We start from the raw sequence: 15576 nt of genomic DNA, 5'->3' as shown, positions 1-15576 counted from the left end.
TGTTAATTTTAATATTTAACGCTATTTATCTAGGATCTCCATAAACCTGAACTTCTGCAACGGACATAAACGTGGTACCTTGCCAGTTCTTGTTATTCTTTATCCTTATATACCTCATTTTAGGCACATCTACCCTGAAACTATAGCTGAACCCTGCATTAGCAGCCGTATAGTCTTCGCTGGTTTGAATGCCATAAGCACTTCCGGAAGGTTTTTTAGCCTGGTAGGTGCCGAGCAATGTCCAGTTGTTGAAACTTCCGTCACTTGGAGGATTGTTGCTTCCCCAAATTTCAAACTGGAAGATATTCCCACCATAATAATAAGTCCGGCCGGCGTTTAGATATTCAGGATAATCCCAGATCACAATACGACTTAAAGCGGCAGCAGCCCCAATATCAAAGGTCACCCACTGAGGAGTAGTAATAGTGGTTTTAGTCAATGAAATTCTTGGCCAGTCGATAATATTTCCGTCCCACATATATGTCAGATTCGTAGAAGTATATTCCTGAGCCACATCAGTAGGCAATATTACTGCACGATAGGCAGACTTTGACAAAGCCGTTTCATATAAAGGCTTGAGCGTAGTGTACAACGTATCGGTGTAATTCAACCAACGATCACGTATCGTAACAGCAAACTTCTGAGAAACAGTGTCCAGGCCCCTGATACTTTGATCTATATCAGCAGCAGCGGTATAAATGTTCTTGGCGCTGGGAACGTATTTACCTTCTTTTTGAACCAAAATTTCTATCGCCAATTCCGCCTTATTCAAGTTGCTTGCTGCAATTTTTATCCCACCAAAATCTGCGATAGCTCTCAAGCTCCTAAACACACCCCAAATTGGATTCTCGAGAGGTTTAATTTTTACTTCTACTGGCGCAGAGGCTACCTCACTCCTGTTCACAGCATAAACTTTTATGATATGCTCATTGGTATCCCCGAAGCCTTCAACAGTGAGTGAACTATTGTAGTAGGAAGATTTTACTTCGTACTCTTTGCCATTTGTTAATGTATAGACCGCCTTTACATAAAGTAAATCCTGGTCCTTGGGAAGTGCATAACTTAGTTGAGCTTTACCAGGCCCGTTAACAACACTTATATTGGAAACGGTTCCCGGAGCGTTAGCATTCTCTGACAATGGCTTTATTTTATCCTCTTTACAGGCATTTAATGTGGCTAGACTCAAAAACGCCAAGCCTAACATACTATAATATTTTATCTTCATCTTGCAAGTATTAAATGTGACAACTACCATCCTGGGTTTTGTACCAGTTTTGGATTAACTGTTAAATCATAAGTCCTGATCGGCCATAGATAATCTCTTGGAGCGATAAAGCTCTGAGGGAAAATGCTACGAACTTTATAGTATTCTTGCGTGGTACCCTGGAATACACTCCAACCCGTAATATTTTGGTTAAACATTTCCGATGCCCTTTTCCACCTCAGAATATCCCAGTACCTACTACCTTCGAAAGCCAATTCAATCAATCTTTCTTGCTGGATAATGCTACGCATGCCGTCTGTCGTCGTATATTTTCCAGGACTCGATGAGTAAGCTGTCCACGATTCCTGAACACCAAGTAATCCTGCACGCCTACGTACTTTATTCACGTATTCGTAAACATCTGCGCTTGGAGCAGCCAGGGATTCATTCAGTGCTTCTGCATACATCAAATACAAATCGGCCAATCTAATTTGCGGCCAGGGGTAGTTTCTATAAGAAACCCCAGAAGAACTGCTGGACATGTTCCAGTCTACTACTTTTTTTATGAAATATCCTGTTTCGTTATACCAACCGTAATTGTTTGCACCTGCAAGCTGTACAGATTTCCCTTCCAGAAAGTAAGTAGCAGAATCAGAGTTGGTTTTACTATCGTATTTGTACCATACTCCGCCGTCAAATCCAAGATCTGCGTAAAATCTCGGCTCGCGGTCGAAATTCAGGCGCGCGGTCTGATAACCTTGTGAAATATAGAATCGCTCGCGTCTGATGGCTGTCCTGACTGTGTATTTATTAGAGAAATCTAAAGTCTTATCTTCAGTAATCGGCACGCCATTTTTTGTGTAAAACTGCTCAGCAATTTTAATCGGAACGCTCAATTGTTGTCTAGCCGTGCCTACTCCGATATCGGCGTGTATTCTTGCCATCGCATTACGCTGCAGGCCTTCCGCTGCCATTGAATTTGGATTTGCCCAAACATGTTCGCTGTTCCATCTTTCTGTCAACGCGTTTCTTATTGACAATTGACGCATCGTTGTATCAGACAATTTGAATGTCGTTTCCTTAAACTCATAGAGCTTAAATCCTGCAAGTTCGGATGCATCTATTGCTGCCTTTGCTGCCTTCGCCGCTAAATCCCATTTTGAAGCATCATAAGCACTACTAAAAAGCTTTACTCCATCTTGATCTGCGAAAGAAGCGTAATCGGGGTTTCCGTTAAATAATGGACTCGCTGATAACAGTAATAGTTTTGCTTTTACTGCAAGCGCAATAGGTTTAGTTACACGTCCCAATTCAGATCCACGATCGCTGATCATATTCGGTAGCACTGAAGATGCCGAGTCCAATAAACTGGAAATGTAGCTTACACACTCGTCGAAAGGCACTCTCTTGATTCTAACATCGCCTTCAGGGGCACTCACGTCGATATTCTCTTTTATCAACGGGATTGGGCCATACATTCTAAGCAGGTAGTAATGATAATAAGCCTTCAAAAATTGTACTTCGGCAATCCATCTTTCCCTTTCGTCTTGCCTTAAATCAAGCACCTTGGTTGGATCTTTCAGATTGGTTAAAAATATATTACAGTTTCTGATTCCGTCGAATAATCCATAAAATCCAACACCACTGCTATTCTGAGGTCCACCACCACCACGGCGTGAGCTCCAGGCATCAGAATAAGGCGATGCTGCATTTTGGGAACCACGTGCGATCTGCCATGCAGACGGCCCAAATTCCCGCTGATCATAAGGAATCCAAACTTCATCACCAGCCATAAACCCTATATTGTAAGAAGGGTCTCCGTCTTTTGGCAAGTAAGAATAGCAAGTAAATAAAAATTTCTCTGCTTCATTTCTCAGCGTAAATGCATTATCAATGGTTGCCACGTTATCAGGAATGATATCCAGGTACTTTTTACAAGAGGATATCAAGACCATCATCGATGCAGCTAAAAGTACCAGCTGACCACGAGAAATCCTGCCTCCGGCTATTTTAGTGCTCATATTTTTTTGTTTATTTTTCATCATTAATAGGTTAGAATTCAACATTGAAACCAATATTATATACACTTTGAACAGGATAACCTAACCCTGAACCACCCATTTCCGGATCCCAAAGTTTGAAACTGCTTAGGGCCGCTAAATTGGACGAATTGGCATAAACCCTTAGACTAGCCAGTCCTAAGCGTTTAGCAGTCTGAGCTTTTAGCGTATAACCTAGCTCAACATTCTTAAGCCTCAAGAAGGCTCCATTTCTCATCCACCAGGTGGAGGTTCTGTTGTTATTACTGATAAATGTCTGACTTAGCCTCGGCCATAGGGCATAACTGTTACGATTTTCTTCCGACCAGTGGCTGTCCGCGATTACCTTTAACAGACCATTCTGACTTCCACCATTCAGTACAAAAGGGGAAATATTTTCCGAGTTGATGAAGAAAGAAGACCTAGCAGAGCCTTGGAAAAATGCACTGATATCAAAGCCTTTGAATCCAAAGGTTCCACCAAAACCATAAATGATTTCAGGAGATGTTGGGTTTCCAATCGGCACCATATCCGCATCGTCAATCAATCCATCTTTATTGACATCGCGGTATTTGATGTCTCCACCCCTATAGTCAATGCCTGCCCGCGCACCAAACTGCTGTGGGGAGTTCATTGCTTCTTTATCATCTACGAATAGCCGTTCAGCAATATAACCATAGGATTGAGTTGTAGAGTTTCCCACACGATATCTATAGGCCTCGGAGTCTTTGTAAGAAGGTTCATCATAAATCAGGATCTTATTTGTCGCGTAGGTAAGGTTACCTCTTGATTGAATATACATCCCGTTACCAAAGGATTTGTTGTAAGTCAATGCCAGGTCGATACCTTTGCTTTCAGCTTTATTGGTATTGGCTTGGACTGCTGCCTGAAGCCCCATACTTTCAGGGATATATGTCCTTGAAGTCAATATATTCGACCTCGTGTTTTTGTAGATATCGAAAGTAATATCCAGTGCGTTTTTGATGTTTAAATCCAGACCTAAATTGATCTGCTTTGAACGCTCCCAGGTAATTAAAGGATTTGCATAACGTGAAATAGATATACCAGACCTGTAATAGTTATATAATTCTCCAAATGTAGAACCATAAGTAGCGTTGGTCATATTCACTTCAGACAAGTAGAAAAATCTGTCTCCTGACGCACCGATTTGGTCATTACCAACTAAACCATAAGTTGCTCTAAGTTTCAAACTGTTAATTACTGACTTCAGCGGCTCAAAAAACTTCTCATTTGAAACCACATAACCTAAACCAAAGGATGGGAAGAATCCAAAACGATTGTTATCGGCAAATCTCTCTGATCCATTATATCCGAAGTTGAACTCTGCAAGATATCTATTGTCATATCCGTACGTTGCACGTCCAGAAACACCCTGGTTTCTAGAAGGTAAAGACAACTGTAGGCTACCTGCATTACCAGCAAGATAATTTCTCAGTGTTGTGATCAACATACCCGTTACCGCATGCTTTTCACTGAAAGTCCGGTTGTAATTTACCGCAGCTTCGACATAAAAGGTCGAATTTAGATCTTTGGATCCTTCTGAATAATTCAGGTACTCAGTTCCAACTGTTCCAACTGAGCTCAGTCCGCCATCATTCAGTGTAGTTAAAGCAATGCTTCCATCCGGCTGCAAATTGGATGAATAATAAAATGGATTGTACTGTCTGGAAATATTGAAGAAAGAATACCTTCTTGCATAAGTCATGAGACGCGCATTTAGTCCATTTGTAAGAAAATTCAGATCTTGCTTGATCTCGATCTGTGTTTGCAAAGTTGAAGCATTTCGATCTTCATATCCACGAACCATCTCGGCATAAGGGTTGATGTAGAGACCGTCTGTTGGGGTTCTTGCATTACCAAATAGCGGGTGCTTAGTAAAGGGAGATAAACTTGCCGGATATACAGCAGGAAACATTACCGGATTAGACCAAATAGCCTGATTGAATATCTTCTGACCACCATTTATTCTATTTCCGTTTCCATCAACACCTCCCACGGGTCCGCTGTAATCATCAAACTGACCATAAACTCTAATTGCAGCCTGAGTTGTTGCCGTTAGATTGACATCGACATTTGACCGGACTGAATAATTCTTTAATTTGATGTTGCTGTTAAAGTTATTTAGATTGTCAACTTTCAAAACACCATTGTCAATATTATAAGTTCCTGCAATGTAATATCTGGCTTTAACACCACCGCCCGACATACTCATGTTATACCTATTATTGATCGTATAATTTTTGATCAATTTTTCAATCCAATTGTTATTGGGATACAGCAATTCATTTTCTCCTGCTGCTGTAGCATCTATTTTCGACTGCACATATGGAAGAATAGCCAGGGAATTCCGAGTCAGAGCCGCTTCATTTGCTAATGTCATGTAAGAGATATTATCAGCGAATTGAAAGTTTTTCGTATTTCCCGACAAAGAAGTTTCGTTTCTGAATTGGAACTTAGTTTTTCCATCAACACCCGACTTTGTAATTACGAGAATCACTCCATTGGCACCACGGGCACCATAAACGGCAGACGCCGTAGCATCTTTTAAAACATTAAAAGAAGAAATGTCATCCGGTTGAAGTCGTGCCAGGTCGGTGTTGCTGGATTCGATACCATCAATTAATATAAGCGGATCTTGTTTTCCTGCACCGAAACTTCCCAGACCCCGAATGAAAAAGTTAGCATTATCACCACCAGGTTCACCGCTTCGCTGATAAGCAATCATACCCGCGACCCTGCCCGCCATCATTGTAGTTAGGTTACTTGTAGGTCCTTTCAACTCTTTTGGATTGATAGATGTTATAGAACTGATTACACTTGTTTTCTTTTGAGTACCAAAACCTACAACTGTAACTTCCTCCAAAGAGCTATCGTCCGATTCCATAGTAATGGTAATAGAGTAAACTCCTTCTGCATTAGGTTTATAATCTGAAACTGATACCGTTCTAGGTTTATATCCAACAACAGAGAACAACAACTTCGAAGTCCTTGGTACTTTGATTGTATATCTACCATCGCCGTCTGTAGAAACCCCGGTCTTTGTACCTGGAATACTCACCGTTGCAGAAGGAATGCCGCCTATGCTGTCCTTTACTACCCCTCTAACGGTTACCTCTGTTTGAGCAGAGGCCTGGAAACTAACTGTAACTAGAAAGCAGCATAATAGTATTTTATATACTGTTCCCATATTACAAGAAAGAGAATAAGCCTTATACTTATCAAGTAGCTTTTTATTCATGTCTATTTTGTTTTAATTGTTTAGCTAAATCGTTGTTTGCCTTGCATAATGTCTTTTCCTTGAAACAGTAGGTCCAATGTTTCAATCCGAAAGACTCGTCTTTGGGTTTAGTTCGAATCATATTTGATTATTTGGTAGTTTGGTTTATTTATTATTAGTTATTGTCATGTGTCCCCGAATGACATCTAAGATATTTTGATAGCACCCTAATTAAACGTCAACATAACATTTATAAAACTAGGTTAAAAAAATATAGCAGTATCGCCATATTTTAGCTTATTATAACAGGTTATTATCCTTCCATACCTGACTGGTTATATGGCAATAAACGTGATGAATTGTGCTAAAATGAGATGAGCTGCGCTGCTGAATGTTCATATCTTTATAATTTGGTTTGAGCAAATCTAACTACGACATCAGCACATTTATGAGGGGCATTATGGTAAAATAGAAGGGGTGAAATCGTATATTTGAACCAGTTCGATCTAACCAAATCCTGGGGTACCTGTTTATTCATGAAAAGATATTGTTATCTGATTCTCTTTGTTTTCAGCTTTCTTCATTCAAAAGCCATTGATCCACCTTATTTGTATTATTTAGGAATCGAAAATGGCTTATCCAATAATGCAGTAACCAGCATTTATCAGGATCGATATGGTTTCATGTGGTTCGGAACTTATGAGGGTTTAAATCGATATGATGGCTATAAATTTCAGCTATTTAAAAATGATCCCAATGATCAATTCTCCCTGCCAGACAATCGTATTGTGGCTATTCAAGAAGATACCCGGCACAACATCATTGTTGGCACGAAAAAAGGACTGAGTCTTTATGAGAGCCGGACAGGTAAGTTTAGGATGATCCAATTTCAGAATAATGGTAAAAATGAAATCGCATCTCATGCAGTCAATGATCTTGCCAGAGATAAGGCTGGAAACGTTTACATAGCGACTGACGGACAAGGGTTACTCATCTATGGAGCAGACAGCCAGTTGGCAACCAGTATTTTCTACACGGAAGGAAAAGAACGCTCAAACAGATATCCGGTACTATCTGTAAAAATAGATCATAAGGATAACGTCTGGCTTTATATCCAGGGAAAGGGGCTTTGTCGTTATGAGCCGACGAGTAAGCGAATAATACCTGTCAACAAGCTTCACATGAATGTGACTTGTATGGAACCAGATCAACTGGGAAACATTTGGATTGGAAACGAATCTGGCCTATATAAATATGAGATCGCCAGCAAAAAGCTATATTCCTACCGTGATCGTGGAAATACGCTGTTCAGCGCAAATATATTTGACTTGCAAGTGGATAAAGCCAACAGGCTGTGGATCGGAACCGATGGTGATGGAATCGGCACCTACAATCTTATCGATGAAAGTTCTGATTACCTGCGCCCGGGTAAAGAGGCCGGATTGCTGACCAGTGGAGCAGTGAATACCATTTTTCAAGATAAAGACCAACGCATGTGGATCGGTACGCTGCGAGGAGGAATAAATGTGATAGACCAGCACAGGGCCCGGTTTAAAACCATCACTTCTAATCCACTTAAACCGAACCAATTGATCAGCAATTTCATTTTATCTTTTTGTGAAGATGAGCATAGGAATGTATGGGTAGGTACAGATGGAGAAGGCCTCAGTTACTGGAATAGGAAAAATGGCAATTTCAACAGTTACAGTCATAAATCTTCCGATCCTGGTTCATTGAGCAATAATAACGTGGCGGGCATCCTTCGAGATAAGGACAACAACATTTGGCTGGCCACTTATGGAGGTGGGATTAATAAGTTCAATGCATCCAAAGGTAACTTTAGTCATTATACCTGTTTTAATGAAAAAAGCAGAATTACAGATAGAAATACATGGAGTATCTATCAGGACAAACAAAACAACATCTGGGTAGGTACTTGCACTGATGGAGGAACCTATAAATTTAACCGGCAATTGGATAAGTTTGAGCTTTTTGATGCCGGCCTCAAAAATGTAATCACAATTCGGGAAGACAGGCAAGGCGTATTGTGGATGGGGACTTTTTCTTCGCTGATCCGGATCGATCCAACTGGAAGAAATCATAAGGTCTTTAAAATGAATGCTGCAGTCAGGGCCATATACGAAGACAAAAATGGTAATTTCTGGATAGGAACTGAGGGTGCAGGACTGTTACGTTTCGACAGAAAAACCGGCCGCTCCGAGGTGCTAACCCAAAGAGATGGATTGTCCGGAAATTCAATACTTAACATTTTGGAAGATGAGCCAGGGAACCTATGGATTTCCACATTTAGCGGTTTGAGTCGACTGAGCCCTTCCAGCAAACAGATCAAAAATTTCCATGAGACTGACGGACTTCAGAGTAAACAGTTTAACTACAATGCTGCATTGAAGCTTACCTCAGGGGAATTTCTCTTCGGCGGTATTAAAGGATTCAACCTATTCAGACCTGAGCAAATTGAGTCGCATGTACTCAAACCACAATTGTTGATTACTGGACTTCGGATAAATAATATCCCTTACGAGCAAGATGAGGACTTTGAGGAAAAAGAAAATATATACGACACCCAAAAGATTACTTTGCCCTACGACAAAGCTGTGCTTTCCGTTGATTTTGCTGCTTTGGAATATTCTTCTCCCAACAAAATCGCCTATGCGTATTTCCTGGAAGGATGGGACGAAAACTGGAACGAGTCTGGCAACAACAGAACAATAAACTATTCCAGATTGAGAGAAGGCAATTACACGTTGAGAATAAAGTCTACCGATGCGGAGGGCAAATGGCTTGACAATGAACGTACCCTTCTCGTCAAGGTGTTGCCACCATGGTGGAGGTCTTACTGGGCCTACCTATTTTATGTAACCGTCGCCGCTGGTCTGATCTACATTTATCTGAATTACCAAAAACGTCAAACGACATTGCGGTACCAGATCGATTTGGCAAATTTAAAGGTAGCTCAGGAGCAGGAACTCAACGAAAAGAAACTGGCTTTTTTCACCAATGTGTCTCACGAATTCCGTACCCCACTTACCCTGATCATTAATCCACTTAAAGAACTCTTAAACAATAGCGGTCAGGTCGACTCCAAAGAATTAACTGTAGTGTACAGGAATGCCAGGAGGCTGTTGAGCCTGGTAGATCAATTGCTCTTATTCAGAAAATCTGACGCCGACAACCTGAAGATCGTAAAGACCGACCTCGTTGTCTTTTGTAAAGAGGTTTATTTTTGCTTCAGTCAGCAAGCCAAGGCCAGGCAGATCAATTTCACGTTTAGCAGCAGCGCAGAACATATAGATCTCTATATCGATAAGGAGAAAATTGAGATTGCCTTATTCAATCTTATTGCCAATGCATTTAAGTTCACACCGGATGGAGGTGCCATTGGAATTTCAATTGAAGAAACAGCTGATGAGGTATCAATTCACATCACTGATACGGGAATCGGTATCCCCAAAGAGGTGGGTACCAAACTATTTGATCGTTTCTATCAGGTATTTGAACAAAACCCGGGAGCGAAAACTGGCTTCGGAATTGGTCTTTATTTGGTAAATAAGTTCATCAGCCTCCATTCTGGTCAGGTGAGTTACTCCAGCAATCCGGGCGAAGGGACAGATTTCTTAGTCAGGTTATCCAAAGGAAAAACACAGTTTTCAAATCAGGCGATCTATGAAGATGTAAATGAAAGTCCAGTATTTATAAATGAACTAATTGCTGAGCTACATGAAACCGAAGCCGTTGCATCGGAAAATGGACTTACTGCTGACTTCACTACAGACAAGCCCGGTATCCTCGTTGTAGATGATAACGAAGAAATCCGTAAATACATCAAGCAGTTGTTTGCCACGAAATATACTGTATATGAAGCAAAATGCGGAGAAGAAGGTTTATTGATGGTAAGACAACATATGCCAGATATCGTCGTAACAGATGTGGTAATGCAAGAGTTAAGCGGAGTAGAACTATGCACCAAAATTAAGGAAGATCCTACCTTAAGCCACATACCGGTGATCCTGCTGACATCAAGCTCCTCCCCGGAAATCAAACTAAAAGGCATAGAGGGTGGAGCAGACGACTACATTACCAAACCCTTTGATAAGGATATGTTACTGGCGAGAGTCGCGAACTTGCTGAAGAGCAAAAACACCTTGCAGAACTATTTCTATGATAAGATCACTTTGAAATCAGACAATTCCAAGGTGTCTCAAGAGAATAAAGACTTTCTAGAAAAATGTATTTCCATTACAGAAAGAAACCTCAATAATCCTGATTTCAGCATTAAGACTTTGGCTGATGAAATAGGAATGAGCCATTCGGCATTATATAAAAAAGTGAAGGCAATTTCAGGCAAAACGATCAATGAATTTATCCGTTATATAAAGCTCAGAAATGCCGCCCAGTTGTTTATCAATACGGAACATAACGTGAATGAAGTTGCATTGGAATCTGGTTTTACGGACATCAAATACTTCAGGGAGCAGTTTCAAAAGTTATTTGGCTTACGGCCTTCTGAATACATCAAAAAATATAGAAAATCATTTGGCAAAGGGTATAAGTTAAGTTAGAAATAAACAAGGCTGCCTCAAAATATTCTGAAGCAGCCTTGTTTATGATCAAATGTACAAATCCTTAGTTGACAGCAGGTAATTGCTTTAATCTTACCTGACTGATCCTCCAGAAAGTACCATCTCCACCACCCTTATTGGGGAGGTTACCCACAAAGCCTAGAGATACTTTCTTGGCCGTTGCTAACGTAAAAGTGATTCTGTGTGTTCCAGGAGAATTGGTCTTTGCGAAAGCCAGAGATGCATTGATATTTTCCGTGTTCGGAATGCCATCACCTTCCGCAGCAACCGTATAAAAATCACCCCCGGAGGTACAATCTGGTATGTCCATTTCAAGGGTGTATAAACCTGCAGGCAAAGTTGGGCTTTGGTAAATTTTACCATTGGTAATGGTCACCATATTATCTGTGGACCATCCCGCTTCCATTGCGAGCTGAGGACCACCGAACCAAGCATCCACACCACCATATTTTGTGCTGCTATTTAGCGTAAAGTTTTTCACCGCTGAATTGGTAATCCAATCTGTGGGGTTACCCCATCTGTCTCCCTTAGCAGAAGTTGTAAAAGGAATCCTGGTATTTAATAAATATTGAGAAGTGACCTCTTTGAAAATTCCCACTTGGGCAAATTCAGTATAGAAAGTATCTATACTTGCTTTAGTAGGTAAGAATAAAGTTCTGTAACTTAATGTTGAGGCTGATGCAGCAACATCTCTCAGAACAGTTCTTTCGTCCGCAACAGGCACTCTCAAAGTCTTAACACCTGTGGATGATGTATACCGGATTTCCGTAGCAAAGGGCCCTGCAGAAAGATCTATAGGAAGCCAATCAACAGTGGTTGCACCATTAGCCTGAGCAACACTGCTGATTACGCGATTATTCAAGGAACCAGCATACCGAGGACCGTATATCCTCCCCACAGCATTCACTCCTACCGATCTATTTCCATCAGCGTCATAGGTGTATACCAGAAAACTCCGGATACCTTCTTCTACAGCAAAAGTTTTAGCGAATTTCCGAGGATCCGTGTTCATGTTTACTGGATATTCGATAGAATCCTTTTTATCATTCCAGAAAATCTTAATCTTGTTAATTTTCGGATCTGCTTTCAAAATACCTGTCAACTGAACCCGGTTATTACCAGGGTTAATCTTTACCGAATCCAACTTACCCGAGTAAAGGATGTCGCCATCTGCTTGATATTTTTTGTAATCATCTGACTTTGAACAGCCAAATAATAATATTGCTACAAACGATACCGCAATGGTCTTCTTTATATTATTTTGAATTCTACACTTCATGTCCTTAGTTCTAATTAATGAATCAAATTGCTTACTGTGCTGCACCATACACTTCAATTTCATTGATACTTTGCGCAGTACCACCAGCCCAGTTCTCCAAACATCTAATTCTGAGGTAACGCACTTTTGGTGCCGCTAAATCAACGTCCCAGCTAAAGCCAGCTGCTGCTGTCGCCTGATCTTCAGCGTTGTCATTTCCGTAAGGAAGACCTGAAGGTTTAACCACCGTATAACTTCCCAGCAATATCCAGCTGGCATCCAATGCACCGTTGAGATTTGGACTTGATGAACCGTAAATTTCAAATCTCTTCATCGTCGACAAGTAGTAGTATCTTGTACCTTCAGGAAAAGGCCTGATCCAAACTCTGCTTAATTTTGCAGAAACACCTGTATCAAAAGTAACCATATGAGGCACATCTCCACCGTTAATCTGATGTGTAAAACTCGTGTACGGCCAGCCCAGTCTACCGTCCCAAGCGTAAACGAGGGCGGCACCATTTGTCACCTGAGGCGCATCTCCCGGCAACACTAAAGCTCTGAAGAGCTGAGGATCTAACTTTGCCTCAAAAATCGGATTAATATCAGTATAGAGTGTATCTGAACTATTGCCCCATTTGTCTTTTACAAATATAGCCAGTTCCTGCTTGGTGGTACTTAAGCCTCTAATTTTAGAAAGAACGGCATCAGTTCGCGTGAATATACTTTTGAAGTTATCTACTTCAAATTCATTGAATGCATTTCTTCTCATCACAATAATAGAGATGTTGTCTCGTGTAGGGTTGGTAGCAGTCAAGTTGTAGCCCCCGAACGCATCTAATACACGTATGCTCTTAAATACTTTTTGAAAAGGTGCCTCCAAAGGCTTTACCTTAACAATGGTGGGTTCTGACAGGACTTCACTCCTGCTCACTGAGTAGAGTTTTACTTCATGTTCCTGAGTATCTGCAAAACCTTCTACCACCACGGTATCTTTATAAAAGGAAGATTTTGCCTCGAAATTTGTACCGTTGGCCAATGTGAAGACAGCCTTTACATACAACAAATTTTTATCATTTGGCAATTTATAGGTAATTCTGGCCTTACCACTTAGGTTTTCGACCTTCACATTACTCACCAATTGTGGAACAGTGGTGTCATTTTCTGCTGGTTGCCTTAACTCCTCTTCCTTGCAGGAAAATAGTATACAGAGAAGTGTAAATAACAGCAAGCATTTTGTTATAGTTTCCGATTTCATAATCTTAGTACTTAATGTATAAACTACCATCCTGGATTCTGTACCAGTTTTGGATTCTTTCTAATTTCCGTATCTCCTATCGGCCAGAAATAATCTCGAGGTGCAATGAACGTCTGGCTGAATATCGTTCGCTCAATATTATAACTTTCAGTTGTTTTACCTAGAATACTCAGGCCCGTAATGTCCTTATTCAGTTCTTCAGCAGATAGCTTCCATCTGCGAAGGTCCCAGAGCCGTTGTCCCTCGAAAGCGAGCTCTATAAGGCGCTCACGACGAATGATCTCACGCAGGCCAGCCTGGGTCGTATGTTTTGACGGATTTTTAGCATAGGTTGTCCAGGATTCCACGATCCCTTTTAGTCCGGCTCTTGTCCTTACGCGATCAACATACGTGATAGCTGTAGCAGATGCAGGCTCTGCTTCGTTTAATGCTTCTGCGTACATCAAGTATAAATCTGCCAATCTGATTTCCGGCCAAGGATAGGTTTTCCAGCTAGGCGCATTGTTTGTGTTTGTGGTAGACTCCCAATGAACAAGTTTTTTGATGAAGTATCCGGTTTCATTCCAATTGGTGAAGTGACCAAATCCCGATCGTTGCGCATTCTTCGATTGGACATAAACAGAGTTTACGTCGCTGCCAGTAGTGGTTGCGTCTTTCATATACCATTTACCGCCATCAAAGCCAAGATCAGCATAGAACCTAGGCTCGCGATCATAGTTGAGCCTCGCGGTAGCAAATCCCGGCTCAACCAGAAAGCGTTCTGCAGTAGTGGCCACCCTTGTTTGCATGTAGTTAACAAAATCCAGCGTTTTATCCTCATCAATAGGAACACCATTCTTGGTATAGAACATTTTTGCAATTTTCAATGGTGCAGCCCATACTCCCTGTAGCTGGAATCGGTCCACATTTGCAATACCTGCCATCGGAGGCATACACAATGCTTCGTTAACAAAGTAACTATTAGATAGACCCCAAACATGTTCCGCGCTCCACCTTGTAGTTATCGCATTACGAATGTTCAATTGGGTTTTGGTCTCCGCATTTAGCCCATAGGAATCGTTAGTATAAGTATACAATACCGCACCATTCAATTCGGCCGATTCAATCGCAGCTTTTGCCGCGTTTTTTGCCTTTTCCCATTTTTGAGGATCAAAAGTTGGATTGAAAAACACCGTATTTTCCTTGTCCTTGAAGCCAGCATAATCAGAGTTGCCATTAAATAATGGGCTGGCCGCCATCAGTAGCAGTTTAGCTTTTACAGCTAAAGCGATCGGCTTGGTGATTCGCCCGAGTTCCCTGTTTTCATCTGATATTCTCTGCGGAAGTTTTTCTACAGCCGCATCTAAAAGACCTGAAAGATAATTCACTGTTTCATCTATAGGTGCACGCTTATAATACAAGGCCTCAGGAGCAGAAGACTCTGGAACATTTACATCGATAATTGGAATAGGGCCATACATTCTCATCAAATAATAGTGATAATAAGCCTTTAAAAACTCCACCTCCCCGATCCAGCGCTCACGCTCGGCAATACCCAAATCAGGTGCCTTAGTAGGGTCTTTAATATTTTCAAGAAACACGTTGCAATGGCGAATCGCCACAAACATATTTAAGTAGTTGAAGCGTCCATCACCACCTTTTCGATCGCCTCCCCATTCATCGAACCATGGAGCATTCCTATTTTGTTCACCTTGAGCGATGCGAAATGCCGGGTGCCAGGTCGCCTGGTCAGTTTGCGGCATCCAAATCTCATCTCCAGACATCATTCCGGCATTAAACCAGCCATCGCCATTTTTCGGTAAAAAAGAATAGCACGTAAAAAGGTATTTTTCTGCTTCTATTCGAAGTTTAAATGCATTATCGATCACAGCAACATTGTCCGGAACGATATCCAGAAACTTCTTGCAAGAGGTCACAATACAAAGCACTGTGAAAACGAATGCGGTTGCGATTATTTTTTTCTTATTCATTTCTAATAGGT

At 41.2% G+C, this 15576-nt stretch carries 7 protein-coding genes; 1 reads left to right on the top strand and 6 read right to left on the bottom strand.

Annotated elements, in window-relative coordinates; translation table 11 throughout:
- Positions 1-25: 25 nt before the first annotated feature.
- The 3 genes from WAE59_RS09535 to WAE59_RS09525 are packed head-to-tail and all read right to left on the bottom strand — an operon-like array spanning position 26 to position 6502.
- Positions 26-1225, bottom strand: a complete 1200-nt coding sequence (locus tag WAE59_RS09535) for a DUF5000 domain-containing lipoprotein (protein WP_337855721.1) — start codon at positions 1223-1225, stop codon at positions 26-28.
- A gap of 23 nt (positions 1226-1248) precedes the next feature.
- Positions 1249-3225 (bottom strand): RagB/SusD family nutrient uptake outer membrane protein, encoded by a 1977-nt coding sequence (locus WAE59_RS09530; RefSeq protein ID WP_337855720.1) that lies wholly within the window; start codon positions 3223-3225, stop codon positions 1249-1251.
- A gap of 31 nt (positions 3226-3256) precedes the next feature.
- Positions 3257-6502 (bottom strand): SusC/RagA family TonB-linked outer membrane protein, encoded by a 3246-nt coding sequence (locus WAE59_RS09525; RefSeq protein ID WP_337855719.1) that lies wholly within the window; start codon positions 6500-6502, stop codon positions 3257-3259.
- Between the two features lie 515 nt (positions 6503-7017).
- Between WAE59_RS09525 and WAE59_RS09520 the strand changes: the two genes are divergently transcribed.
- Positions 7018-11061, top strand: coding sequence for a hybrid sensor histidine kinase/response regulator transcription factor (locus WAE59_RS09520; protein WP_337855718.1), 4044 nt, complete (start codon positions 7018-7020; stop codon positions 11059-11061).
- 64 nt (positions 11062-11125) lie between these two features.
- Here the strand turns inward: WAE59_RS09520 and WAE59_RS09515 are convergent, their stop codons facing one another.
- Genes WAE59_RS09515 through WAE59_RS09505 form a run of 3 tightly spaced genes read right to left on the bottom strand, consistent with a single transcriptional unit; the run spans position 11126 to position 15565 of the window.
- On the bottom strand, positions 11126-12361 hold the full coding sequence (locus tag WAE59_RS09515; protein ID WP_337855717.1) for a DUF4998 domain-containing protein: 1236 nt from the start codon (positions 12359-12361) through the stop codon (positions 11126-11128).
- Positions 12362-12392: 31 nt separating this feature from the next.
- Positions 12393-13595 (bottom strand): DUF4959 domain-containing protein, encoded by a 1203-nt coding sequence (locus tag WAE59_RS09510; RefSeq protein WP_337855716.1) that lies wholly within the window; start codon positions 13593-13595, stop codon positions 12393-12395.
- Between the two features lie 23 nt (positions 13596-13618).
- On the bottom strand, positions 13619-15565 hold the full coding sequence (locus WAE59_RS09505) for a RagB/SusD family nutrient uptake outer membrane protein (RefSeq protein ID WP_337855715.1): 1947 nt from the start codon (positions 15563-15565) through the stop codon (positions 13619-13621).
- Positions 15566-15576: the final 11 nt, after the last annotated feature.

The sequence above is a fragment of the Pedobacter sp. GR22-6 genome, assembly GCF_037402555.1.
In the GTDB taxonomy this organism is placed as follows: Bacteria; Bacteroidota; Bacteroidia; order Sphingobacteriales; family Sphingobacteriaceae; genus Pedobacter.
Note: the sequence above shows the minus strand (reverse complement) of the source record. Positions and strands in the feature narration are given on the sequence as shown.